This window comes from Pseudomonas sp. UBA4617 (assembly GCF_002386445.1).
Taxonomy (GTDB): Bacteria; Pseudomonadota; Gammaproteobacteria; order Pseudomonadales; family Pseudomonadaceae; genus Aquipseudomonas.
In genome coordinates, this window is record NZ_DGIR01000038.1 from 103,079 (window position 1) to 126,672 (window position 23,594).

Sequence of the window (23,594 nt, forward strand, 5' to 3'; positions counted from 1 at the left end):
AACAAAGGCTGGGGATGATAACAGACCCAACCTTTGATGAATACCAATCACCCTTATACCCCTGATAAATTCCATTAATCAGCCTGACGACGCAGAAATGCCGGGATATCGAGGTAGTCCAGGTCATCCTGCGGGTTGAGTTTAGCCGCTGCAGCAGCACCTGCATGGGCCTGGTTGCGCATCACGGTCGGGCGCTCCAGGTCGCGGTAGTTGACCGCAGGCTGCTCCTGGCGAACCGGCGCCGGGTTGGATGCTTCATACGCCTGCTGGGCAGTCTGCAGGGTGTTGTCGACCACCTTCACAGGCTTCTCGATGCGCGCGCCCAGGCCAGTGGCCACCACGGTCACGTGCAGTTCGTCACGCATGTCCGGGTCGATCACGGTGCCGACCTTGACCATGGCGTGGTCGGAGGCGAAGGCTTCGATGATGCTACCCACGTCGGAGTACTCACCCAGCGACAGGTCCGGGCCGGCGGTGATGTTCACCAGGATGCCGCGGGCGCCCTGCAGGTTGACGTCTTCCAGCAGCGGGTTACGAATGGCCGCTTCGGTTGCTTCTCGCGCACGGTTCGGGCCGCTGGCGCAACCGGTACCCATCATGGCCATGCCCATTTCGCCCATCACGGTGCGTACGTCGGCAAAGTCGACGTTGATCATGCCCGGGCGCTTGATGATGTCGGAAATACCGCGCACCGCACCGGCGAGTACGTCGTCAGCCTTGGCGAACGCGGACAGCAGGCTGGCATCCTTGCCCAGGATGGTCAGCAGCTTCTCGTTGGGGATGGTGATCAGCGAGTCGACGCTCTCGGCCAGCATGCGAATGCCTTCATCGGCGATCTGCATGCGCTTGCGGCCTTCGAACGGGAACGGACGGGTCACCACGGCAACGGTGAGAATGCCCATTTCCTTGGCCACTTCGGCAATGATCGGCGCAGCACCGGTACCGGTACCGCCGCCCATGCCAGTGGTGATGAACACCATGTTGGTGCCCTGCAGCACTTCAGCGATGCGCTCACGGTCTTCCAGCGCGGCCTGGCGGCCGACTTCCGGGTTGGCACCGGCACCCAGGCCCTTGGTCACGCCAGTGCCCAATTGCAGGATGGTGCGCGCGCCGATATTTTTCAGCGCCTGGGCATCGGTGTTGGCGCAGATGAACTCCACGCCTTCGATGCTGCTCTTGACCATGTGGTTGACGGCGTTGCCGCCACCACCGCCAACGCCGATCACCTTGATGACCGGGCTTTGCGGGACGTTGTCTACGAGCTCGAACATTTTCCCTCTCCTTACAGTTCTCTAGTTGTCGCGCCTACCACTACTGCTTTGAAACTTAGAAGTTGCCCTGAACCCAGCGCTTGAAGCGTTCAAGCACCGGGGCCTTCGGTTCCTCGCCATAGCTGTTGTTGCTGCTGTTACCGGTCAGGGGCAGGTCTTCGGTCTGCTTCTGCAGGCCGTAGGTGAGCAAGCCCACGCCAGTGGAATAGATCGGGTTGCGAACCACGTCGCTCAGCCCCCGGACGCTGTGCGGCACGCCCAGGCGTACCGGCATGTGGAAGATTTCCTCGGCCAGTTCCACGGCGCCTTCCATCTTCGCGGTGCCGCCGGTAAGGACGATGCCGGCCGGCACCAGGTCCTCATAGCCGCTGCGGCGCAGCTCGGCCTGGATCAGGGTGAAGAGCTCGTCGTAACGCGGCTCCACCACCTCGGCCAGGGCCTGGCGCGACAGCTCGCGCGGTGGGCGGTCACCCACGCTCGGCACCTTGATGGTCTCGCCGGCACCGGCCAGCTTGGCCAGGGCGCAGGCGTAGCGGATCTTGATTTCTTCGGCGTACTGGGTCGGCGTGCGCAGGGCCATGGCGATGTCGTTGGTCACCTGGTCGCCAGCGATCGGGATCACTGCGGTGTGACGAATCGCGCCCTCGGTGAAGATGGCGATATCGGTGGTGCCACCGCCGATGTCCACCAGGCACACGCCCAGTTCTTTTTCATCGTCGGTCAGCACCGAGTAGGCCGAGGCCAGCTGCTCGAGGATGATATCGTCGATCTCCAGGCCGCAGCGGCGTACGCATTTCTCGATGTTCTGCGCCGCGTTGACCGCGCAGGTGACTACATGGACCTTGGCTTCCAGACGTACGCCAGACATGCCCAGCGGCTCGCGCACGCCTTCCTGGTTGTCGATCACGTAGTCCTGCGGCAGGGTGTGCAGCACCCGCTGGTCAGCCGGGATGGCGACGGCCTGGGCGGCATCGAGCACGCGCTCCAGGTCAGCCAGGCTGACTTCGCGGTCGCGGATGGCGACGATGCCGTGGGAGTTCAGGCTGCGGATGTGGTTGCCGGCCACGCCGACGAACGCCGAGTGGATGCGGCAGCCGGCCATCAGCTGCGCTTCTTCGACAGCGCGCTGGATCGACTGGACGGTGGACTCGATGTTCACCACCACGCCTTTTTTCAGACCGCGGGACGGATGGGTGCCGATCCCGACGATTTCCAGGGTGCCGTCCTCGCCCACTTCGCCCACCAGCGCCACCACCTTGGAGGTGCCGATGTCCAGCCCGACGATCATTTTGCCGCTATGCGCGTTTGCCATGGTCCTGCCTCTCTCTAATTCTTCGCAACGGCGGGTTGGGCCGTCGTCGGTGCAATCGGTTCCCGCCATCCAACGGCAAGTCCGTTGGCGTATCGCAGATCGATGCGGGCGATGTTGGTGATCTGCTCTTTAAGCGTCTTGTCGTAAATGGCAATGAAACGGCGCATCTTCTCCACCAGATGGTCGCGCCCCAGCAGCAGCTCGATACCCGGCCCGGCGCTGCTCGCACCGGTGGTCAGGAACCAGCTGCCTCGCTCGCGCAGCTCCAGGCGAGCGATGGAAAAGCCCAAGGGGCGCAGCATCTGGCTCAATACCTGATACTGCTGCATGACTTGTTGCTGCGCACGCTGCGGCCCGGCCAGCTGCGGCAGGTGCTCGTAGTTGGCCAGTTCGCGCGGGGTGAAGGCCTGGCCCTGGTTGTTGAGCAAGGCCTCGTCACCCCAGCGTGCTACCGGCAACTGTTCTTCCAGGTGGATCACCACCTCGTCGGGCCACACCCGGCGCACTTCGGCATGGGCGATCCACGGCATCTGCTCGAGCTCGGCACGCATCGCCGGCAGGTCGACACTGAAGAAGCTTGCCGCGACGTACGGCGCAATGCGTTGTTGCACCGACTGCTGGCTGATGTAGCTGAGGTCGCCCTGCACATCGATCTTGGTGATCGGTCGATCGGCGTACGGCATCAGGCGAATGGCGCCTTCATAGGCACCAAAGCCGGCCGCCACCAGCACCACCGGCCACAGCAGGCGCTTGAGGCCGCCCAGGCTGGGCCGCGGCAGGCGCGCCGATACGGGCTCGTCGGCCACCAGCCGGCTGGCACCACGCGGCACCGGCTTGCTACGGCCGGTAACGGGTTGCTGCTGACGTATCATCGCGCCTTGCATGGTTGTTAACCTCGCGTCGCCACGCTTTCGGCCAGGATCGCCAGCACCAGTTGCTGGAAGTCCAGGCCGGCCGCGCGAGCCGCCATGGGCACCAGGCTATGGTCGGTCATGCCGGGTGCGGTGTTGACTTCGAGCAGCCAGAACCGGCCCTGCTCGTCCTGCATCACGTCCAGCCGCCCCCAGCCTTCGATGCCGATGGCATCGCAGGCGCGCGCGGTCAGGTCGATCAGTTCCTGCTCCTTGACACTGTCCAGGCCGCACGGAATGCGATACTGGGTATCGTTGGCGATGTACTTGGCGTCGTAGTCGTAGAACACGTGCGGCGTACCCAGGGCGATCGGCGGCAGCACCTGGCCGCGCAATACCGCGACGGTGAACTCCGGGCCGTGGATCCACTGCTCCACCAGTACCTGCGAATCGTAATTGGCGGCATCCTGCCAGGCGGCGACCAGCTCCTCGGCGCTGTTCACCTTGGCCATGCCGATGCTGGAACCTTCATGGGCAGGTTTGACGATCAGCGGGAAGCCCAGTTCCGTGGCGGCCACGCGGCAATCCTCTTCGCTAGCCAGCACGGCATGGCGTGGGGTCGGAATGCCCAGGCTCTGCCACACCTGCTTGGTGCGCAGCTTGTCCATGGCCAACGCCGAGGCAAGGATGCCGCTGCCGGTGTAAGGGATGCCCAGGCACTCGAGCAGGCCCTGCATGCTACCGTCTTCACCGCCACGGCCGTGGAGGATGATGAAGGCGCGGTCGATCTTCTCGCTTTGCAGGCGCTCGAGCAGGTCGTCACCCACGTCGATGGCGACCACGTCGACTCCGGCGGTGGTCAGCGCGTCGATCACCGCGGCGCCGGACTTCAGCGACACTTCACGCTCGGCACTCTTGCCGCCGTACAGCACCGCGACGCGGCCGAACGCCTTGACGTCCAGGGTCGAGTGCAGTTTTGCGTAGGCGCTGGTCATTTCGACTTCTCCTGCTTGGCGCCTGCGAACAGCGGGCTTTTCATCAATTGCGGGGCCAGCCCGCCGACATCACCGGCACCCTGGCAGATCAGGATGTCGCCAGCGCGCAGCAGTGGCTTGACCAGCGGCGCCAGCTCGACGCCACGTTCGATGTAGATCGGGTCCAGCTTGCCGCGCTGGCGGATGCTGTGGCACAGCTGGCGGCTGTCGGCACCGGGAATCGGCTCTTCGCCCGCCGGGTAGACTTCCATCAGCAGCAGCACGTTGGCATCGCCCAGCACCTGGACGAAATCGTCGTACAGGTCGCGGGTGCGGCTGTAGCGGTGCGGCTGGTAGACGATCACCAGGCGGCGGCTTGGCCAGCCACCGCGCACGGCCTTGATCACCGCCGCCACTTCGGTCGGGTGGTGGCCGTAGTCGTCGACCAGCATCACGCTGCCGCCTTCGACCGGCAGTTCGCCGTACACCTGGAAGCGTCGACCGACCCCCTGGAAGCCTGACAGGCCCTGGACGATGGCCTCGTCGGTGATGCCCTCGTCAGTGGCGATGGCGATGGTGGCCAAGGCATTGAGCACGTTGTGGTTGCCGGGCATGTTCACCGACACTTCCAGCGGCTCGCGGTCCCGCCGCAGCACGGTGAAATGGGTCTGCATGCCCTGCTGGCGCACGTTGATGGCGCGTACGTCGGCTTCTTCGCTGAAACCGTAGGTCACGGTCGGGCGCTTGACCTGCGGCAGGATCTCGCGCACCACCGGGTCGTCCAGGCACATCACGGCCAGGCCGTAGAACGGCAGGTTGTGGAGGAACTCGACGAAGGTTTTCTTCAGCTTGTTGAAGTCGCCTTCGTAGGTCGCCATGTGGTCGGCGTCAATGTTGGTGACCACCGCCACCATCGGCTGCAGGTGCAGGAAGCTGGCGTCGCTTTCGTCTGCTTCGGCGATCAGGTAGCGGCTGGTGCCCAGCTGGGCATTGGTCCCGGCAGCCGTCAGGCGGCCACCGATGACGAAGGTCGGGTCCAGGCCGCCGGCGGCGAATACCGAGGCCAGCAGGCTGGTGGTAGTGGTCTTGCCGTGGGTACCGGCAACGGCGACGCCATGGCGGTAACGCATCAGCTCGGCGAGCATTTCGGCACGCGGCACCACCGGAATGCGCCGTTCCAGCGCGGTGGCGACCTCCGGGTTGGCCGGGTTGATCGCGCTGGACACCACCAGCACGTCGGCGGTGGCGGCGTTCTCGGCGCGATGCCCGACGAAGATCTCGGCGCCGAACGATTCCAGACGCTCGGTAACCGGCGAGGCTTTCAGGTCGGAACCGGACACTTCATAGCCCAGGTTCAGCAACACTTCGGCGATGCCGCACATGCCCACACCGCCTATACCGACGAAGTGAATACGGCGGATGCGGCCCATTTTCGGCTGGGGCATGGCTTTCTGGCTCTCAACCATGGGCCACCTCCAGGCAGATATCGACCACGGTGCTGGTTGCAGCAGGTTTGGCCAGGCGCCGCGCGGTGCCTGCCATGACGTTGAGTTTCTCGGGTTGCATCAGCACCTCGTTCAGGCGTTCAGCGAGCTGCGCTGCGCCAGTTGTTGCTTGTGGCATCAGGAAGGCAGCACCTTCCCGGGCCAGATATTGGGCGTTGTGGGTCTGGTGGTCGTCGATGGCGTGGGGCAACGGCACCAGCAGCGAAGGCAGGCCTGCTGCCGCCAGCTCGCTGACGGTCAGGGCACCGGCCCGGCACACCACCATGTCGGCCCAGCCATAGGCCTGGGCCATGTCCTTGATGAAGGGCTCTACCTGAGCCTCGACACCGGCCTCGCGATAACGCTCGGCGGTAATCGGTGCATGTTGCTTGCCGGCCTGGTGGAACACCTCTGGCCGCAGCGCAGCGGGCACTTCGGACAGGGCCTTAGGCAACAATTTGTTCAATGGTTCCGCACCCAGGCTGCCACCGAGCACCAACAGGCGGGCGCGGCGCTCGGCCAGGGGCGCGCGTTGCGCGTCCATGAACAGCTCCGGGCGTACCGGGTTGCCGGTGGTGCGACGTTTGTCGCTGGCCTCGAAGGTGTCCGGGAAAGCTTCGCAGACCCGCGCCGAGAGTGGCACCAGCAACCGATTGGCGGTACCGGCACGGGCATTCTGCTCGTGGATCACCAGCGGCACACCGCACAGCCGCGCGGCCACGCCGCCGGGGCCGGTGACGTAGCCGCCAAAGCCCAGCACGCACACCGGTTCGAGCTGGCGGATGATGCGCCGGGCCTGCAGCACGGCCTTGACCAGGGTGAACGGTGCCTTGAGCAATGACAGCTTGCCCTTGCCGCGCAGGCCGCTGACCTGGATCAGGTGCAACGGCAGGCCAGCCTGGGGCACCAGCTCGTTCTCGATGCCACGCGGGGTGCCCAGCCAGTGCACGCGGTAACCGCGGGCCTGGAACTCACGGGCGCAGGCCAGCGCGGGGAACACGTGGCCCCCGGTGCCGCCAGCCATGATCAGTACGTTCTTGCCGTCAGCGGCCATGACTGGTCTCCTCGGCAAAATCGCTTTCGCTGAATTCGTGCTCCTCGCTACCCAGGTGCGTGCGGCTTTCCCATTCGATGCGCAGCAACAGGCCGACGCAGGCACAGCAGATCACCAGCGAGCTGCCCCCGTAACTGAGGAACGGCAGGGTCAAGCCCTTGGTCGGCAGCAGGCCGACGTTCACGCCGATGTTGATCAGGAACTGGCCAATCCACAGGAAGGCCAGCCCGAACGCGACATAGGCGGCAAAGAACTGTTTGGCCTTTTCGGCCCAAAGGCCGATGTACAGGGCCCGTACGGTGACGAACACGAACAGTGCGACGGTCAGCAACGAACCGACCACACCGAGCTCCTCGGCGAGGACCGAAAACACGAAGTCGGTGTGCGCTTCCGGCAGGTAGAACTGCTTCTGCACGCTGTTGCCCAGGCCAACACCCAGCCACTCACCACGGCCGAAGGCAATCAGCGCCTGGGTCAGCTGGTAACCCGAGCCGAACTGATCCGACCACGGGTCGGTGAAGGTGATCAGGCGCGCCATGCGGTAAGGCTGCGCCTGTACCAGGACGAACACCGCGACCACCGCCAGCACCACCATCAGGCTGAAGCGGAACAGCCCGACACCGCCGAGGAACAGCATGGCAGCCGCCGCGCCCATCATTACCACGGTGGCGCCGAAATCCGGCTCCATCAGCAGCAGGGCAGCCATGGGTAGCAGCACGATGAACGGTTTGAAGAAGCCCATCCAGGTTTCACGCACCTCGGTCTGCCGGCGTACCAGGTAGCCCGCCAGGTACACGACCACGAACACCTTGGCAATTTCCGAAGGCTGCACGTTGAAGAAGCTGAAACCGATCCAGCGCATGGAACCGTTCACTTCACGGCCGATACCCGGCACCAGCACCAGTACCAGCAAGCCGAAGGCGCCCAGCAGCATGGTGAAGCCCATGCGCTGCCAGGTGGCGATCGGCACCATCATGGTCGCGCCACAGGCCACCAGGCCGAGGAACACGTACACCAGGTGGCGGAACATGTGATAAAGCGGATTGCCCGACTGCACCGCAGCCACTTCCGAAGAGGCCGAGGTGATCATGACCAGGCCCAGGCCCAGCAATGCCAGGCAGCCGGCAAGCATCGGGAAGTCCAGGTCGATGCCCCGGCCACTGATCAGCGGCGATGGGTACGGCTTGAGGATGCCGAAGATCATGCGAGGCCTCCTGCTGCCTGGGCGAACAGGCGCCCGCGTTCTTCGAAGTTGCGGAACATGTCGAGGCTGGCGCAGGCCGGCGACAGCAGCACGGCATCGCCAGCCTGGGCCAGTTCGGCGCATTGCTGCACGGCCTCGTCGAGAGTCCCGACCCGCACCAGCGGCACGCCATCGCCCAGGGCCTGGGCCAGGCGCTCGGCGTCACGGCCAAGCAGGACCACGGCGCGGCAGAAGCGCTGGACCGGCTCGCGCAGTGCGGTGAAATCGGCACCCTTGCCATCACCACCGGCAATCAGCACCAGCCTGCCCTCGATATCGGCGCCCAGGCCTTCGATGGCAGCCAGGGCAGCACCGACGTTGGTGGCCTTGGAATCGTCGTACCAGTTCACCCCGTTACGCTCGCGTACCCACTGGCAACGGTGGGCCAGGCCGGTGAACTCGCGCAGGGCTTCGAGCATGGGTTCGAACGACAGGCCGGCAGCATGCCCCAGGGCCAGCGCCGCCAGCGCGTTGCTCTGGTTGTGGGCGCCACGAATCTTCAGCTCACGCACCGGCATCAGCAGCTGAAACTCGAATGCCAGGTATTTCTCGCCGTCGACTTCGCGCAGGCCAAAGGCCTTGAAGTCCGGCTGGTTGAGACCAAAGGTCCAGCATGGTCGGCCTTCCACCGGCAGCGGCCGGCTCAGCGCGTCCTGGCGGTTGACCACGACCTGGCGCGCCCCACGGAAGATCCGGTGCTTGGCCAGGTGGTAGGCCGGCAGGCCGCTGTAGCGGTCCATGTGGTCTTCGCTGATGTTCAGCACGGTCGCCACTTCAGCGTTGAGCTGGTCGGTGGTTTCCAGCTGGAAGCTGGACAGTTCAAGTACGTACAGCTCGACGTCGTCGGCCAGCAGGTCCAGCGCCGGGGTACCGAGGTTGCCGCCGACCGCGACGCGCTTGCCGGCCTTGGCGGCCATGTCGCCGACCAGGGTGGTCACGGTGCTCTTGGCATTGGAACCACTGATGGCAACGATCGGCGCCTTGGCATGGCGGGCGAACAGTTCGATGTCACCCGACAGCTTCACGCCACGCGCCGCCGCCTGCTGCAGCGCCGGGGTAGCCAGGGCCAGGCCGGGGCTCACGTACAGCTCGTTGGCGCGGCACAGGAAGTCCACGTCCAACTCACCACAGCGCACTTCCACCTGCGGGTAATCACGGCGCAGGGTGTCCAGTTCCGGCGGTTGCTCGCGGGTATCGGCGACCGCAAAGGCAATGCCCCGGCTCGCCAGGAAGCGAACCAGGGACATGCCGCTCTTGCCGAGGCCGACAACGATGCGGAATTGGTCGGAAGCGATCAGAGACACGCTCATCTACCTCAGTTTCAGGGTTGCAAGGCCGATCAGCACCAGGATCACGGTGATGATCCAGAAGCGGACGATCACCCGTGGTTCCGGCCAGCCCTTGAGTTCAAAATGGTGGTGGATCGGCGCCATGCGGAACACGCGTTTGCCGGTCAGCTTGAAGGAGGCGACCTGGATCACCACCGACAGGGTTTCCATGACGAACACGCCGCCCATGATGAACAGCACGATTTCCTGGCGGACGATCACGGCGATGGTGCCCAGCGCGGCGCCCAGCGCCAGTGCGCCGACGTCCCCCATGAACACCTGGGCCGGGTAGGTGTTGAACCACAGGAAGCCCAGGCCGGCACCGATCAGTGCGCCGCAGAACACGATCAGCTCGCCGGAGCCCGGCACGTAGGGGATCAGCAGGTATTCGGCGAACTTCACGTTACCCGACAGGTAGCAGAAGATGCCCAGGGCGCCGCCGACCATGACCGTCGGCATGATCGCCAGACCGTCGAGGCCATCGGTGAGGTTGACCGCGTTGCTCGAGCCGACGATGACGAAGTAGGTCAGCACGACAAAGCCGATGCCCAGTGGAATGGTGACGTCCTTGATGAACGGCAGAATCAGCGTGGTCTCGACGCTGGTCGGCGCAGTCTTGTACAGGAACACGGCTGCAGCCAGGCCAAACACCGACTGCCAGAAATACTTCCAGCGGCTTGGCAGGCCCCGCGAGTTCTTCTCGATCACCTTGCGGTAGTCGTCGACCCAGCCGATGGCACCGAAGGCCAGGGTCACGATCAGCACCACCCACACATAACGGTTGGTCAGGTCGGCCCACAGCAGGGTGCTGACGGCAATGGCGGACAGGATCAGCGCGCCACCCATGGTCGGGGTACCGGATTTGGACAGGTGCGATTGCGGGCCGTCGTTACGTACGGCCTGGCCGATCTGGCGAATTTGCAGGGTACGGATCATCCACGGCCCCAGCCACAGCGCCAGCGACAACGCGGTCAGTACACCAAGGATCCCGCGCAGGGACAGGTACTGGAAGACCGCGAAGCCTTTGTGGAACTGTTGCAGATACTCGGCCAACAGCAGCAGCATTAATGTTTCTCCCCGCTGGCACCGCACAATGCCGCCACGACGTTTTCCATCGCAGCGCTGCGCGAGCCCTTGATCAAGATAGTGGTGTCGCTGGCATTCTCGGCCCTGACGGCGTCGATCAGCTCAGCTTGAGTAGCGAAATGGTGCCCATTGGCGCCGAATGCCTTTACCGCATGGGCCATGTTGGCCCCCACTGCATAAAGGACGTCGACCTTGCCTCGCGCGTAATCGCCCACCTGACGGTGGCCTTCTTCCGCCCATTGCCCCAGTTCGCCGATATCCCCAAGCACCAGAACGGTGCGCCCGGAAAAGCCGGCGAGTATATCAATGGCCGCGCACATGGAGGTGGGATTTGCGTTGTAACTGTCGTCGATCACCCGCACACCGTTCGCTGCAATCTGCGCTACGGTACGGCCCTTGACCGGTTGAACGGCAGCCAGGCCGGCGGCGATACCGCTCAGGCTCAGACCAACGGCATGCGCTGCGGCGGCAGCGGCGAGTGCGTTGCTGACGTTATGCGTGCCCAGCAGGTTCAGTTGCACCGGCACGCTGCCGTCCGGCCCGTGCAAGGTGAACGATGGGCAGCCACGGGCGTCACGACCGATGTCGCTGGCGTGGAAGTCGGCCTGCGGGTTGTCCAGGGCAAAGCTGACAATCCGGTGGTTGCCGGCGCGCTTGCGCCAGATATCGAACGCCTTGTCCGCCAGGTTGAGGATCGCAGTACCGCCATCGCCCAGGCCTTCGAGGATTTCGCCCTTGGCTTCGACGATCTTCTCCGGGCCGCCGAACTCGCCGACGTGGGCGGTACCGGCGTTGTTGATGATGACCACCTGGGGCTGGGTCAGACCGACGGTGTAGCGGATCTCGCCAATCCGCGAAGCGCCCAGCTCGATCACTGCGGCGCTGTGCTCGGGGGCAATTTCCAGCAGGGTCAGCGGCGCGCCGAGGTCGTTGTTGAGGTTGCCCCGGGTTGCGTGTACCAGGCCACGGGTACGCAGGATGCTGGCCAGCATCTCCTTGACCGTGGTCTTGCCGCTGGAACCGGTAATGGCCACCACCGGCTTGTCGAAGCCTGCACGGTTCAGCGCGCCAAGCCGGCCAAGGGCCAGGCGGCAGTCGGCGACCAGTAGCTGCGGCAGGTCGACATCGGCCACTTCGCGCTCGACCAGCGCCGCCACGGCGCCCTTGGCCTTCACATCGGCCAGGTAGTCATGGCCATCGAAACGCGGGCCGGCCAGGGCGACGAACAGTTGCCCGACGCTGACACTACGGCTGTCGATACTGACGCCGGTGAACGTCGCGTCTGCACCCATTTGCTGACCACCCAGTGCTGTGGCCAGCTGGCTGAGTGACATCGGCTTAAGCATGTGGCGCCTCCCAGGCTGCAAGTGCCTTCTCGGCTTCGATCAGGTCGGAGAACGCATGGCGCTGGCCATTGATCTCCTGGTAATCCTCGTGCCCCTTGCCCGCCAGCACGAGCACGTCGTCGGCAGCCGCCGTGGCGATCAGGTGCGCGATGGCTTCGCCACGACCGGCAATGAACTCGACTGCGCCTGGCTTGGCAAAACCGGGGCGGATGTCGTCGAAGATACGCAGCGGGTCTTCGCTGCGCGGGTTGTCATCGGTGACCAGCACGCGGTCGGCCAGGCGCTCGGCCACTTCGGCCATCAGCGGGCGCTTGCCGCGGTCACGGTCACCACCGCAGCCGAACAGGCACAGCAGCTTGCCGTGCGCGTGCGGGCGCAGGGCTTCAAGCACTTTCTCCAGGGCGTCCGGCGTGTGCGCGTAGTCAACCACCACCAGCGGCTTGTCACCACCGCCCAGGCGCTGCATGCGGCCTACCGGCCCCTGCAGTTGCGGGGTAACCTTGAGGATTTCGTCCAGCGCATAGTCCAGCGCCAGCAGGGTGGCCACGGCGGCGAGCATGTTGCTGAGGTTGAAGCGGCCCAGCAGCTGGCTGCGCAAGGTACGCTCGCCCTGGGCAGTGACCAGGGTGGCCCGCACGCCATCGTCAGTGAACAGCGCTTCCCGGCAGAACAGCGAGGCGTCCGGGTTTTCCAGGCTGTAACTGAGCAAGCGGGTCTCGATATGGTCGAAACTCGACCGCCGGGCAAAATCGTCGGCCAACCGGCGGCCGAAGGCGTCGTCCAGGTTGACCACCTGGCAGCGCAGGCTTGGCCAGGCGAACAACTTGGCCTTGGCGGCCTCGTAGGCCTCCATGCTGCCGTGGTAGTCGAGGTGGTCGCGGGACAGGTTGGTCATCACCGCGATGTCGAACTCCAGCGCGGCGACACGGCCCTGCTCCAGGGCGTGGGAGGAAACCTCCATGGCCACAGCCTTGGCACCAGCCTTTTTCAGGTCGTTGAGCGTCGACTGTACGGCGATCGGGTCCGGCGTGGTCAGGCGACCGCTCTGCAGTTCACCGTAGAAGCCGGTACCCAAGGTGCCGATCAGGCCGCATCGCTGGCCGAGCAGGTCAAGGGCCTGGGCCACCAGCTGGGTGACGCTGGTCTTGCCGTTGGTGCCGGTCACGCCCACCAGGTCCAGCTGGCGGCTCGGTTCGCCATAGAAGCGACCGGCGATGTCCGACAGCTGGGCGATCAGGCCTTTGACCGGGATCAGCGGCACCTCGGTCAGCGGCAGCACGTTGGCGCCCTGCTCCTCATAGGCCACGGCGGCAGCGCCACGGGCCAGGGCATCAGCGATATGCTCGCGGCCATCGACCTTGGCCCCCGGCACGGCCAGGAACAGGTCACCTGGGCGCACGTTGCGGCTGTCCAGGGTCAATTCACGGATCAGCGGGTCACGGCTGGCGTGGGCGAAAAGCTTGCTCAATGGCATTGTCATCATCCACGCCCTCCCTTGGCGGCTGCTGCGGCAGTGACTTGAGGTTGTTCGACGGGGGCTGGTGGCGGCAGGTTGTCCGGCGGCACGTTCATCAGGCGCAGGGTGCCGGACATGACCTTGCTGAACACCGGCGCCGAAACCAGGCCACCGAAGTAGCCGCCCTTACCCGGTTCGTCGATGACCACGACGATCGCGTAGCGTGGGTCGCTCATCGGCCCGAAGCCAGCGAACAGCGAGCGGTAGGCGTTCTCGGTGTAACCCTTGGAACCCACGGTCGCCTTGCGCGCGGTACCGGACTTGCCGGCCACGTGGTAGAACGGCACCTGGGCGCGGAACACGCCGCGCGGCGCTTCGATCACCTGCTGCAGCATGCCCTGGATGGTTTCGGCGGTTTCCTTCGGAATGGCCTGCACAGCTTCCGGCGCCTTGTCGACCTTGAGGATCGACAGCGGCACCATCTTGCCGTCGTTGGCCAGCGCCGCGTAGGCATGCACCAGTTGCAGGGCGGTTACCGACACGCCATAGCCATAGGACAGGGTCGCGGTCTCGGCCTTGCGCCACTCACGGTGGTTGGGCAGGTTGCCGACGCGCTCGCCAGGGAAGCCAAGGCCTGTGTACTGGCCCAGGCCGACCTGGGACATGACCCGGTAGATAGCCTCGCCACCGATGTCGAAGGCGATCTTGCTCATGCCGACGTTACTGGAGTTGATCAGGATGCCGGTCAGGTCGAGGATCGGCCCCTCGCTCTTGGACACGTCCTTGATGGTGTAGCGACCGATCTGCAGGCTGCCCGGGTATACCTCGACCTTGTCGGTCGGTTTCCAGCGGCCACTCTGCAGCGCCGCACTCATGGAAATCGGCTTGACCGTGGAGCCCGGTTCGAACACGTCGATGATCGCCCGGTTACGCATGGCGGCCGGGAACATGCTGCGGCGGTTGTTAGGGTTGTAGGTTGGCTGGTTGACCATGGCCAGGACCTCGCCGGTCTTCACGTCCATGATCACCAGGCTGCCGGCCTTGGCGTCCTGCTCGGCAATGGCATTGCGCAATTCGCGAGTGGCCAGGTACTGCAGGCGCAGGTCTATCGACAACGCCAAGGTCTTTCCGGCCTTGGCGTTCTTGGTTACCTGGATGTCCTTGATCAGCCGGCCGCGCCGGTCCTTGATCACTTGCCGTTTGCCGGGCACTCCAGCCAGCCACTCGTCATAGGCCAGCTCCACCCCTTCACGACCGTGGTCGTCGAGGTCGGTGAAGCCGACCATATGGGCAGTGACATCACCGGCCGGATAGAAGCGGCGGAATTCCTCCAGGCCGTACACGCCCGGTACTTTCAGGTCGAGCACGTGCTGGCCCTGCTCCGGAGTCAGGCCCCGGACCAGGTAGATGAACTCTTTGCTGGCCTGCTGGGTCAGGCGCTGGGCCAGTTGTTGCGGGTTCTGGCCCAATGCAGCGGCCAGCTGTGGCCAGCGATCCTTGGAGGCCTGCATTTCCTTGGGGTTGGCCCACAGGGTGGTGACCGGAGTACTGACCGCCAGTGGTTCGCCGTTACGGTCGGTGATCAGGCCGCGGTGTGCCGGGATGGGAATATGACGCAGGCTGCGTGCGTCGCCCTGGCCCTTGAGGAAGTCACGGTCGACCACCTGCAGGTCGATGATGCGCCAGCAGATGGCACCGACCATGATCGCCAGCAAGCCGATCACCACGCGGAAGCGCCACGGGTACAGTGCGCCTTCGAGCTTCATCATGGCGCCACCATCCGTACTTCGTCAGCGGAGGGCACGCGCATCTTCAGCTGTTCGGAAGCCAGGCTTTCGATACGGCTGGCAGCCGTCCAGGTACTTTGCTCGAGGATTAGCCGGCCCCACTCGGCCTGCGCCTTGTCGCGCTCGTTCAGCTCGCCGTACAGGGTATTGAGCAACTGACGGTTCCAGTGCGCGCTGTAGGACACGGCGATGGCCGAAATCAGCACGGCAACGAACAGCAGAAGCATCAGGAAGCTTCCGCCTGGCAAGGGTTTGGCAAACAACCTGCTCACCGCAGCTTCTCCGCCACCCGCATGACGGCGCTGCGCGCCCGCGGGTTGGCCTTGAGCTCGGCGTCGGAGGCGAACTGGGCCTTGCCGATGAGCCTGATTTTCGGTTCGAAGACCTTGTGCTGCACCGGCAGGTTGCGCGGCAGGTTGTCGGCCTCGCCCTTGGCCAGCTTGCGCATAAACAGTTTGACGATGCGGTCTTCCAGCGAATGGAAGCTGATCACCGCCAGGCGGCCGCCCACTTCCAGCGCATCGATCGCGGCCTCCAGGCCTGCCTCGAGGTCACCGAGTTCGTTATTGACGTGAATGCGCAGGCCCTGGAATGCGCGGGTCGCCGGGTTTTTGCCCTTCTCCCAGGCCGGGTTGGCCACTTTCAGCACTTCGGCGAGATCGCCGGTGCGGGTAAACGGCTGCTGTTCGCGGCGCAGTACCACGGCGCGGGCCATGCGTTTGGCGAAACGCTCTTCGCCGTATTCCTTGAACACCCGGGCAATTTCTTCTTCAGGTGCCGTGGCGATGAATTCGGCAGCGCTGATGCCCTGGTCCGGGTTCATGCGCATGTCCAGCGGGCCATCATTGAGGAAGCTGAAGCCGCGCTCGGGGTCATCCAGCTGCGGCGATGACACGCCCAGGTCCAGCAAAACGCCGCTGACCTTGCCATGCAGGCCGCGCTCGGCCACTTCCGCGCCCAGCTCGGCAAAGCTGCGCTGCACAATGACAAAGCGGCCGTCTTCGGCCGCCAGCGCTTGCCCGGTGGCAATCGCCTGTGGATCCTTGTCGAACCCCAGCAGCCGCCCTTGCGGCCCGAGCTTGCTGAGAATCAGCCGGCTGTGTCCGCCACGGCCGAAAGTGCCGTCCAGATAGCAACCGTCGGCGCGCAGGGCCAATGCCTCGACAGCCTCGTCGAGCAGGACGGTAATGTGGTTGAAGCCGCTATCTATGGTCACAGGATCAGGTCACGCAATTCGTCGGGCATGGCGCCCGGTTGTTGAATAGCTGCAAGGTCGGCTGCCGAAACCGCGTTCCAGGCATCTTCATCCCACAGCTGGAATTTGTTCAGTTGCCCCACCAGCATCGCCTTCTTGTCGAGCCTGGCGTACTCACGCAAACGGGGCGGCACCAGGAAACGCCCGCTGCCATCGAGCTCCAGGTCAACCGCGTTACCGATCAGCAAACGCTGCAGGCGGCGGTTTTCCTCACGCAACGATGGCAAGGCGCGCAACTTGGCTTCTATCTGTTCCCACTCATCGAGGGGATAAACACACAAGCAGGGGTCAACGGCGTCGATGGTCACGATCAGCTGACCATTGCAACGCGAATCGAGCTCGTCACGGTACCGGCTCGGCATGGCGAGACGTCCCTTGGCATCGAGGCTGACGGCGTTGGCTCCGCGGAACACGGCTGCGATTCCCCACAATGTTATCTTTTTTGTGCCAGAAAACCCACTTCATCCCACTTTCTGCCACTTGCGCACACTATAGGAATCCGCCCGCAGCACCGTCAAGGCACGTTCGGAAGGAAAAGCCTTACAGGACCGAGATTTAGCGCATTAAAGGAAGGGGGAACGACTGCCGAGGAGAAAAAAACACAAGAAAAATCAAACCCACACAAACCGATGGAGTTCGAAGTTAAAGTAATTTATGAAGAGTAAGATCTTTTCGGTATTACCAGAGAGCGTCTGCTATCGAATCAAGCAGGGAAGGAAGGTGGAGAGTCGATCTGTAAGCCGGGTTTTGTCGAGGACAGTCATTCCTCTACGACGGCCATCGCTGGACGCCTCTAGCAACCTACCCGGTTCCGACGCGGGCCACGCCTGATGGAACCCTATTTGGTCTTGCTCCGAGTGGGGTTTACCTAGCCACGTACTGTTGCCAGCCGTGCGGTGCGCTCTTACCGCACCTTTTCACCCTTACCGGCACCGAAGTGCTTAGGCGGTTATTTTCTGTGGCACTTTCCGTAGGCTCGCGCCTCCCAGGCGTTACCTGGCACTCTGCCCTGTGGAGCCCGGACTTTCCTCCCCCTGTTCTTGCGGAACAAAAACAGGCAGCGACTGTCCGATCGACTCTCCGCCGTCAAGATTAACGGCACGCGCGCCCAAGAACAAGCAATACCGGCACTTATATCAAAGCGCCACTACTCAGCCTTCTGCTTTTCCAGGGCAAATTGATACAGCAGGTTCTTGCGCACCCCGGTTATTTCCGCAGCCAGCGCCGCCGCCCGCTTGAGCGGCAACTCGGCCAGCAGCAGCCCAAGCACGCGCTGCGCCTCGGCACTGATCGCCTGCTCACCCTCCGGCGCACTCCAACCCCCGACCAGCACCACGCACTCGCCGCGCTGCTGGTTGCTGTCGCCGGCCACGAACGCCCGCAGCTCGGCCAGGGGCAAGCCCTTGAGCGTCTCGAAGGTCTTGGTCAGCTCGCGCGCCAGCAACGCCGGGCGCTCACCACCGAATACCGCCTCCATGTCCTCAAGGCATTCCAGAATACGGTGCGGGGCCTCATAGAAGATCAGCGTGCGCGGCTCTTCCTTTACTTGCTCCAGGCGCGCCCGGCGCCCGGCCGCCTTGGCCGGCAGGAAGCCTTCGAAGATGAAGCGGTCCGACGGCAGGCCGGCGGCCGACAATGCGGCGATCAGCGCGCAGGCGCCCGGTACCGGCACCACGTTCACCCCTGCCGCGCGCGCCTGGCGCACCAGGTGATAGCCGGGGTCGGAAATCAGCGGGGTACCCGCATCGGAAACCAGTGCCACATTCTCGCCGGCCAGCAGCTTGGCGAGAAAACGCCCGCCCTCGTCGCGCTCGTTGTGTTCATGGCAGGCCGCCAGCGGCGTGTCGATGCCGAAGTGCTGCAGCAGGCGAATCGAATGACGGGTATCTTCGGCCGCAATCAGGGCCACGTCCGCCAGCACTTTCAGCGCCCGGGCGCTCATGTCGTCGAGGTTGCCGATGGGGGTTGCGACCACATAAAGCGTCCCCACGGTGGATTTCGAAGCCCCTGCCACATCAGTCACTGCGCACACCTGTCGTCCGGATCAAAGCCGCCATTGTAGCCCGAGCGCCTGCAACAGGGCGCAAAGAACTTCGCCAGCGGCCGTTGGCTGGGCGCCTATAGTGAAGGATCGACACGGCGACATCGCGCCCCGGCCAACGCTTGGGTACAATTGCCGGCCACCTTGATCGAGTAACAGGACCTTTACATGATCGCTTGCCTGCGGCTGTTCACAGCCCTCTGCCTTGCTGCCCTGCTGGCAGCCTGCGCCAGCTCGCCCTCATCCAGCCTGGGCGAACTGCCACGCACCCCGGACGCCAGCATCGAGCAACTGCTCGAAAAGGCCGCTTCCAGCAAGTCCGCGGAAGACGCAGCTCTGTTGCGCCTGAGCGCGGCGGACCTGGCCTACAAGCAGAAGGACTTCCCACGCGCCGCACGCATCCTCGAGCAGGTGCCACTGGACACGCTCAAACCGGCCCAGCAGGTATTTGCCAGTACCCTCGGCGCCGAGCTGGCCATGAGCCGCAACCAGCCCAAGGCCGCCCTTGCAGCCCTGGCCCACCCCAGCCTGCAGCGCGTCGCCGAGCTGCCGGAAGAACAACAAGTGCGCACCTACAGCGTGCACGCCGCCGCCCTGGAAGCCGATGGCCAGGCCCTGGCCGCCGCGCAGCAGCGCGTGCTGCTGGCGCCGCTGCTCAGCGGCCAGGCCGCCAGCGCCAACCACGACGCCATCTGGGCCCTGGTCGCTTCGCTGCCGGCAGAGCAACTGCAGCAGCCAGGCAATGACCAGACCCTGGCCGGCTGGGCCAGCCTGGCCTTCGCGGTGAAAAGCGCCGGCACCCTGGAACAGCAACAGGCCGCTATCGACACCTGGGTCAAGCAGCACCCGGGCCACCCTGCCGCGCAGCAACTGCCACTGGCGCTGACCAAGCTCAAGGAGCTGGCCAGCCAGCCACTGACCAAGATCGCCCTGCTGCTGCCCCAGGATGGCCCGCTGGCCGGTGTCGCCCGCGCCCTGCGTGACGGCTTCATGGCGGCGCACTTCCAAGCCCAGCAAGCCGGCCAGCCAGCACCGACGGTGCAGGTGTTCGACAGCTCGCGCATCGGCTCGCTCGACGACTTCTACCGCCAGGCCCAGGCCGCTGGTGTACAACTGGTCATCGGCCCGCTGGAAAAGCCGCTGGTCAAGCAACTGGCCAGCAAACCGCAACTGCCGATCACCACCCTGGCGCTGAACTACGCCGACGCCGGGCAAAAGGCGCCGCCGCAGCTGTTCCAGTTCGGCCTGGCGGCTGAAGACGAAGCCCGCGAAGTGGCACGCCGCGCCCGCGCCGATGGCATGATGCGCGCCGTGGCCCTGGTACCGAGCGGCGAATGGGGTGACCGCGTCCTGGCCGCCTTCCGCCAGGAATGGGAAGGCAACGGCGGCACCCTGCTTGCCGCCGAGCGCATCGCCCAGCCAGTCGCACTGGCCCAGCAGATTGCCGACCTGTTCCAGCTGCGTCAGAGCGAAGGCCGCGCCAAGAGCCTGCAAAGCACGATAGGGGGCAGCATTGCTGCACAACCGTCGCGCCGTCAGGACATCGACTTCATCTTCCTCGCCTCGACCCCGCAACAGGCGCAGCAGATCAAGCCGACGCTGAACTTCCAGTACGCCGGTGACGTGCCGGTTTACGCCACCTCGAACCTGTACAGCGCCAGCGGCGACGTCAACCAGTACAACGACATGAACGGCATCCGCTTCTGCGAAACGCCGTGGTTGCTGGACACCAGCAACAGCCTGCGCCAGCAGGTGGTGCAACAGTGGCCGCAAGCTGCCGGCAGCCTGGGTCGTCTGTATGCCATGGGCGTCGATGCCTACAGCCTGGCGCCGCGCCTGGGCCAGCTGAAAGCACTGCCGGACAACCGGGTTATGGGCCTTTCGGGCAGCCTGAGCATGAACGCCAACCAGCGTGTCGAGCGTCAGCTGCCTTGGGCCGAGTTTGCCGGTGGCCAGGTCAAGCGCCTGCCTGACACCCCTCGCTGATGGCTGCAGCATCGCCCACCAGCGCCGGTCAGGCGGCAGAAACCCAGGCCCTTGAGTACCTTCAAGGGCAGGGTCTGCAACTGCTGGCGCGTAACTGGCGATGCAAAGGCGGTGAGCTTGATCTGGTCATGCTCGACGCCGATACAGTAGTATTCGTCGAAGTCCGCTACCGGTTGCACGCGGGCTTCGGTGGCGCCCTCGGCAGTATCGACGGGCGCAAGCAGAAACGGTTGGTGCTCGCCGCCAGCCTGTTCCTGCAGCAGGAGGCCCACTGGGGCGACCAGCCCTGCCGCTTCGATGTAGTCGCCCTGCAGGGTAGCCACCACGCAGGCACGCCGCTGCAATGGCTGAAAAACGCCTTCGAATGCTGAACCCACTTCGTTTTTTTTGCTCTATGTTTCGCGGGCTGGTCCTTGTTGCGCGTCGCGCCGGCCACCGCCCTACTTAAGGTCACCAGATGGACATGCAATCCCGAATTCGCCGGCTGTTCCAGGCCAGCATCGATACCAAGCAACAGGCAATGGACATCCTGGCACCGCACATCGAGCAGGCCAGCCTGGTCATGGTCAACGCGCTGCTCAACGAGGGCAAGATGCTCGCTTGCGGGAACGGCGGCTCGGCCGGTGATGCCCAGCACTTTTCCTCGGAGCTGCTCAACCGTTTCGAGCGCGAGCGCCCGAGCCTGCCGGCGATCGCGCTGACCACCGACAGCTCGACCCTGACCTCGATTGCCAACGACTACAGCTATAACGAGGTCTTTTCCAAGCAGATCCGCGCCCTGGGCCAGCCCGGCGACGTTCTGCTGGCAATCTCTACCAGCGGCAACTCGGCCAACGTGATCCAGGCGATCCAGGCCGCACATGACCGCGAGATGATTGTCGTAGCATTGACTGGCCGCGACGGCGGCGGCATGGCTTCGCTGCTGCTGCCCGAGGACGTGGAAATCCGTGTACCTTCTACGGTTACCGCGCGTATCCAGGAAGTCCACCTGCTGGCGATCCATTGCCTGTGTGACCTGATCGACAGCCAACTGTTCGGGAGTGAAGAATGACCCCTATGCGCCTCGGCCTGATGGCCTTGACCCTGTGCCTGAGCATTACCGGTTGCAGCTCGGTACTGACCTCTGCCCGCAATTCGCCGATTGAAGACGACCGCGGCACGCGCACCATCGGCAGCAAGATCGACGATTCGCTGATCGAAACCAAGGCCTCGGTCAACATCGCCAAGGCCAGCCCCGACCTGGACAAGGGCTCGCACATCGTCGTCACCAGCTACAACGGCATCGTCCTGTTGGCAGGCCAGACCCCGCGCGCCGACCTCAAGAGCCTCGCCGAGCAAACCGCCAGCCAGGTCCAGCGGGTGAAGAAAGTGCACAACGAGCTGCAGGTGATGCAGCCCTCCTCCATCCTGGCGCGCAACAATGACGCCTGGCTGACTACCAAGATCAAGGCCCAGATGCTGACCGACAATGCCGTGCCCAGCTCGCGCATCAAGGTCATTACCGAAAACGGTATCGTCTACCTGCTCGGCCTGGTCACCCAGCAGGAGGCCAACTCGGCCACCGCCGTGGTGCAGGGCGTGTCGGGCGTGCAGAAGATCGTCAAGCTGTTCGAGTACATCGACTGATTCATTGCCTGCCATGGCCCTGTTCGTTGGCGCGCCTGCGATTGGGCCATGGCAGGCAACCATGCTCCACCCCTTTCAGATATCCAGGAAACACCGCATGAAAAAGCTTCTGCTGCCTGCCTTGCTGATCGGCACCTTCGCCACCCTGGCCGGCTGCTCAACCCCTAGCCAGATCACCCTCAACGACGGCCGGGAAATCCAGACGGTCGACGTACCGGAATACGACGCCGATACCGGTTTCTACGAGTTCCAGCAGCTCGACGGCAAGCGCACCCGCATCAACAAGGACCAGGTTCGCACCATCAGCGACCTGTAATCCGTTATTGGCGGCAAAAGAAAAGGCGACCTGGACAGGTCGCCTTTTTCATTACTTGACCACTTTGAGGCTTGGCCGGCCGCTCGGGCGCGGTGGTTGCCCGCCCCCCTCCGGTGGGCCGTCATCATCCGGTTGCACATCATCCTCGTCGTCGAGCATGTCATCCTGCGACGGCTCCAGTTCGAAGACCATGCCCTGGCCATTCTCTCGGGCATAGATTCCCAGGATGGCGCCAGACGGCACGAACAACGAATGGGACACGCCACTGAAACGGCCTTCGAAGCTGACAGCGTCATTGTCCATGTGCAGGTTGCGCACGGCGTTCGGTGAGATATTCAAGACAATCTGGCCATCACTGGCGAAACCGTCTGGCACCTGGACTTTCGGGTATTCGGCGTTTACCAGCATATGGGGGGTGCAATCGTTGTCGACGATCCACTCGTACAGTGCTCGAACCAGATAGGGGCGACTGGAGTTCATCAACGGCTCCTTAAAGCTTGCGCATTTCACGTTCTACGGAGGACAGGCTCGCCTGGAAAGGCTCGCGGGCGAACTGCCGCTCCATGTAATCCAGCAACGGCTTGGCTTGCCGCGGCAACTCGATACCCAAAACCGGCAAACGCCAGAGTATGGGCAATAGACAACAATCGACCAGGCTTTGCTCCTCGCTCATGAAGCAGGCGAACTCGCCGAACAACGGCGAGACCCCGGTCAGGCTTTCGCGCAAGGCCTTGCGCGCCTCGGCACGGGCAGCCTCGCTGCTGCGCGGATCGAGCACGGTATCGGCCAGGGCGCACCAGTCGCGCTGTATGCGGTGCATCAGCAAACGGCTGTTGCCGCGCGCCACCGGGTATACCGGCATCAGCGGCGGATGCGGGTAACGCTCCTCGAGGTATTCCATCACAACGCTCGATTCGTACAACGCCAAGTCACGGTCGACCAGGGTCGGCACGCTTGCGTAGGGGTTCACCTCGACCAGCTTGGGCGGCAGGCGGCCAGGATCGACATCGATGACCTGCACGCTGATACCCTTCTCGGCCAGCACGAGGCGTACCCGATGAGAATAGTGATCAGCGGGGTCGGAATAGCAGGCTAACCTGTTGGTTGCGCCCATGTAGCGCCTCCTCGCACGGGATGCTTGTGGAACTGTAAATGAAAACGCGCCCGTGGAGGCCAGG

Annotated in this window: 23 protein-coding genes and 1 other RNA gene; 5 read left to right on the forward strand and 19 right to left on the reverse strand. The window is 64.2% G+C overall.

Annotation, left to right across the window (positions count from 1 at the left end; translation table 11 throughout):
* Window positions 1–74: 74 nt before the first annotated feature.
* The 17 genes from ftsZ to rsmI all read right to left on the reverse strand — a co-directional run bounded on the left by ftsZ (window position 75) and on the right by rsmI (window position 18,470).
* On the reverse strand, window positions 75–1,271 hold the full coding sequence (ftsZ, locus tag B4L76_RS17245) for a cell division protein FtsZ (RefSeq protein WP_003251871.1): 1,197 nt from the start codon (window positions 1,269–1,271) through the stop codon (window positions 75–77).
* 55 nt (window positions 1,272–1,326) lie between these two features.
* Window positions 1,327–2,583 carry a cell division protein FtsA gene (gene ftsA / locus B4L76_RS17250; protein WP_296234170.1) on the reverse strand — a complete coding sequence of 419 codons (1,257 nt, stop codon included), beginning with the start codon at window positions 2,581–2,583 and terminating at the stop codon, window positions 1,327–1,329.
* A 14-nt stretch (window positions 2,584–2,597) separates the two neighbouring features.
* Window positions 2,598–3,467: a cell division protein FtsQ/DivIB gene (locus B4L76_RS17255; RefSeq protein WP_186675142.1), complete on the reverse strand. Its 870-nt coding sequence runs from the start codon at window positions 3,465–3,467 to the stop codon at window positions 2,598–2,600.
* Between the two features lie 5 nt (window positions 3,468–3,472).
* On the reverse strand, window positions 3,473–4,429 hold the full coding sequence (locus B4L76_RS17260; protein WP_296234173.1) for a D-alanine--D-alanine ligase: 957 nt from the start codon (window positions 4,427–4,429) through the stop codon (window positions 3,473–3,475).
* Window positions 4,426–5,874 (reverse strand): UDP-N-acetylmuramate--L-alanine ligase, encoded by a 1,449-nt coding sequence (gene murC / locus B4L76_RS17265; protein WP_225779162.1) that lies wholly within the window; start codon window positions 5,872–5,874, stop codon window positions 4,426–4,428. Before murC ends, B4L76_RS17260 begins: the two co-directional genes overlap by 4 nt.
* The gene (gene murG / locus B4L76_RS17270) at window positions 5,867–6,946 is read right to left on the reverse strand and encodes an undecaprenyldiphospho-muramoylpentapeptide beta-N-acetylglucosaminyltransferase (protein ID WP_296234175.1); all 1,080 of its coding nucleotides are present in this window, start codon (window positions 6,944–6,946) and stop codon (window positions 5,867–5,869) included. Before murG ends, murC begins: the two co-directional genes overlap by 8 nt.
* The gene (ftsW, locus tag B4L76_RS17275; RefSeq protein WP_414707213.1) at window positions 6,936–8,150 is read right to left on the reverse strand and encodes a putative lipid II flippase FtsW; all 1,215 of its coding nucleotides are present in this window, start codon (window positions 8,148–8,150) and stop codon (window positions 6,936–6,938) included. The genes murG and ftsW overlap by 11 nt, the downstream gene beginning before the upstream one ends.
* Window positions 8,147–9,493 (reverse strand): UDP-N-acetylmuramoyl-L-alanine--D-glutamate ligase, encoded by a 1,347-nt coding sequence (gene murD, locus B4L76_RS17280; RefSeq protein WP_296234178.1) that lies wholly within the window; start codon window positions 9,491–9,493, stop codon window positions 8,147–8,149. Before murD ends, ftsW begins: the two co-directional genes overlap by 4 nt.
* 6 nt (window positions 9,494–9,499) lie before the next feature.
* A complete protein-coding gene (gene mraY / locus B4L76_RS17285) occupies window positions 9,500–10,582 on the reverse strand; it encodes a phospho-N-acetylmuramoyl-pentapeptide-transferase (protein ID WP_015271711.1) in 1,083 nt (360 codons plus the stop codon).
* Window positions 10,582–11,949 (reverse strand): UDP-N-acetylmuramoyl-tripeptide--D-alanyl-D-alanine ligase, encoded by a 1,368-nt coding sequence (locus tag B4L76_RS17290; protein WP_296234180.1) that lies wholly within the window; start codon window positions 11,947–11,949, stop codon window positions 10,582–10,584. Before B4L76_RS17290 ends, mraY begins: the two co-directional genes overlap by 1 nt.
* A complete protein-coding gene (locus B4L76_RS17295; protein WP_414707214.1) occupies window positions 11,942–13,432 on the reverse strand; it encodes a UDP-N-acetylmuramoyl-L-alanyl-D-glutamate--2,6-diaminopimelate ligase in 1,491 nt (496 codons plus the stop codon). The genes B4L76_RS17290 and B4L76_RS17295 overlap by 8 nt, the downstream gene beginning before the upstream one ends.
* Window positions 13,429–15,171, reverse strand: a complete 1,743-nt coding sequence (locus B4L76_RS17300; RefSeq protein ID WP_296234201.1) for a peptidoglycan D,D-transpeptidase FtsI family protein — start codon at window positions 15,169–15,171, stop codon at window positions 13,429–13,431. Before B4L76_RS17300 ends, B4L76_RS17295 begins: the two co-directional genes overlap by 4 nt.
* Window positions 15,171–15,464: a cell division protein FtsL gene (gene ftsL, locus B4L76_RS17305; RefSeq protein WP_144171173.1), complete on the reverse strand. Its 294-nt coding sequence runs from the start codon at window positions 15,462–15,464 to the stop codon at window positions 15,171–15,173. Before ftsL ends, B4L76_RS17300 begins: the two co-directional genes overlap by 1 nt.
* Entirely contained in the window at window positions 15,461–16,408 is a 948-nt protein-coding gene (rsmH, locus tag B4L76_RS17310; protein ID WP_414707215.1) for a 16S rRNA (cytosine(1402)-N(4))-methyltransferase RsmH, read from the reverse strand. The genes ftsL and rsmH overlap by 4 nt, the downstream gene beginning before the upstream one ends.
* Entirely contained in the window at window positions 16,405–16,860 is a 456-nt protein-coding gene (mraZ, locus tag B4L76_RS17315; RefSeq protein ID WP_029612140.1) for a division/cell wall cluster transcriptional repressor MraZ, read from the reverse strand. Before mraZ ends, rsmH begins: the two co-directional genes overlap by 4 nt.
* Before the next feature lie 307 nt (window positions 16,861–17,167).
* An RNA gene (rnpB, locus tag B4L76_RS17320) (RNase P RNA component class A) lies at window positions 17,168–17,527 on the reverse strand.
* A gap of 67 nt (window positions 17,528–17,594) precedes the next feature.
* Entirely contained in the window at window positions 17,595–18,470 is an 876-nt protein-coding gene (gene rsmI, locus B4L76_RS17325; protein WP_296234184.1) for a 16S rRNA (cytidine(1402)-2'-O)-methyltransferase, read from the reverse strand.
* A 186-nt stretch (window positions 18,471–18,656) separates the two neighbouring features.
* Between rsmI and B4L76_RS17330 the strand changes: the two genes are divergently transcribed.
* The 5 genes from B4L76_RS17330 (at window position 18,657) to B4L76_RS17350 (ending at window position 22,416) form a co-directional block, all read left to right on the forward strand.
* The gene (locus tag B4L76_RS17330; protein WP_296234185.1) at window positions 18,657–20,474 is read left to right on the forward strand and encodes a penicillin-binding protein activator; all 1,818 of its coding nucleotides are present in this window, start codon (window positions 18,657–18,659) and stop codon (window positions 20,472–20,474) included.
* On the forward strand, window positions 20,474–20,845 hold the full coding sequence (locus B4L76_RS17335; RefSeq protein ID WP_296234187.1) for a YraN family protein: 372 nt from the start codon (window positions 20,474–20,476) through the stop codon (window positions 20,843–20,845). The genes B4L76_RS17330 and B4L76_RS17335 overlap by 1 nt, the downstream gene beginning before the upstream one ends.
* A gap of 86 nt (window positions 20,846–20,931) precedes the next feature.
* The gene (locus B4L76_RS17340; RefSeq protein WP_012274070.1) at window positions 20,932–21,525 is read left to right on the forward strand and encodes a phosphoheptose isomerase; all 594 of its coding nucleotides are present in this window, start codon (window positions 20,932–20,934) and stop codon (window positions 21,523–21,525) included.
* Window positions 21,522–22,100 (forward strand): BON domain-containing protein, encoded by a 579-nt coding sequence (locus B4L76_RS17345; protein WP_296234191.1) that lies wholly within the window; start codon window positions 21,522–21,524, stop codon window positions 22,098–22,100. Before B4L76_RS17340 ends, B4L76_RS17345 begins: the two co-directional genes overlap by 4 nt.
* 97 nt (window positions 22,101–22,197) lie before the next feature.
* The gene (locus tag B4L76_RS17350) at window positions 22,198–22,416 is read left to right on the forward strand and encodes a YgdI/YgdR family lipoprotein (RefSeq protein ID WP_170032434.1); all 219 of its coding nucleotides are present in this window, start codon (window positions 22,198–22,200) and stop codon (window positions 22,414–22,416) included.
* 51 nt (window positions 22,417–22,467) lie between these two features.
* Here the strand turns inward: B4L76_RS17350 and B4L76_RS17355 are convergent, their stop codons facing one another.
* Complete coding sequence (locus B4L76_RS17355) at window positions 22,468–22,896, reverse strand: ClpXP protease specificity-enhancing factor (protein ID WP_296234192.1); 429 nt, start codon at window positions 22,894–22,896, stop codon at window positions 22,468–22,470.
* Between the two features lie 10 nt (window positions 22,897–22,906).
* Window positions 22,907–23,530 carry a glutathione S-transferase N-terminal domain-containing protein gene (locus B4L76_RS17360; RefSeq protein ID WP_296234193.1) on the reverse strand — a complete coding sequence of 208 codons (624 nt, stop codon included), beginning with the start codon at window positions 23,528–23,530 and terminating at the stop codon, window positions 22,907–22,909.
* Window positions 23,531–23,594: the final 64 nt, after the last annotated feature.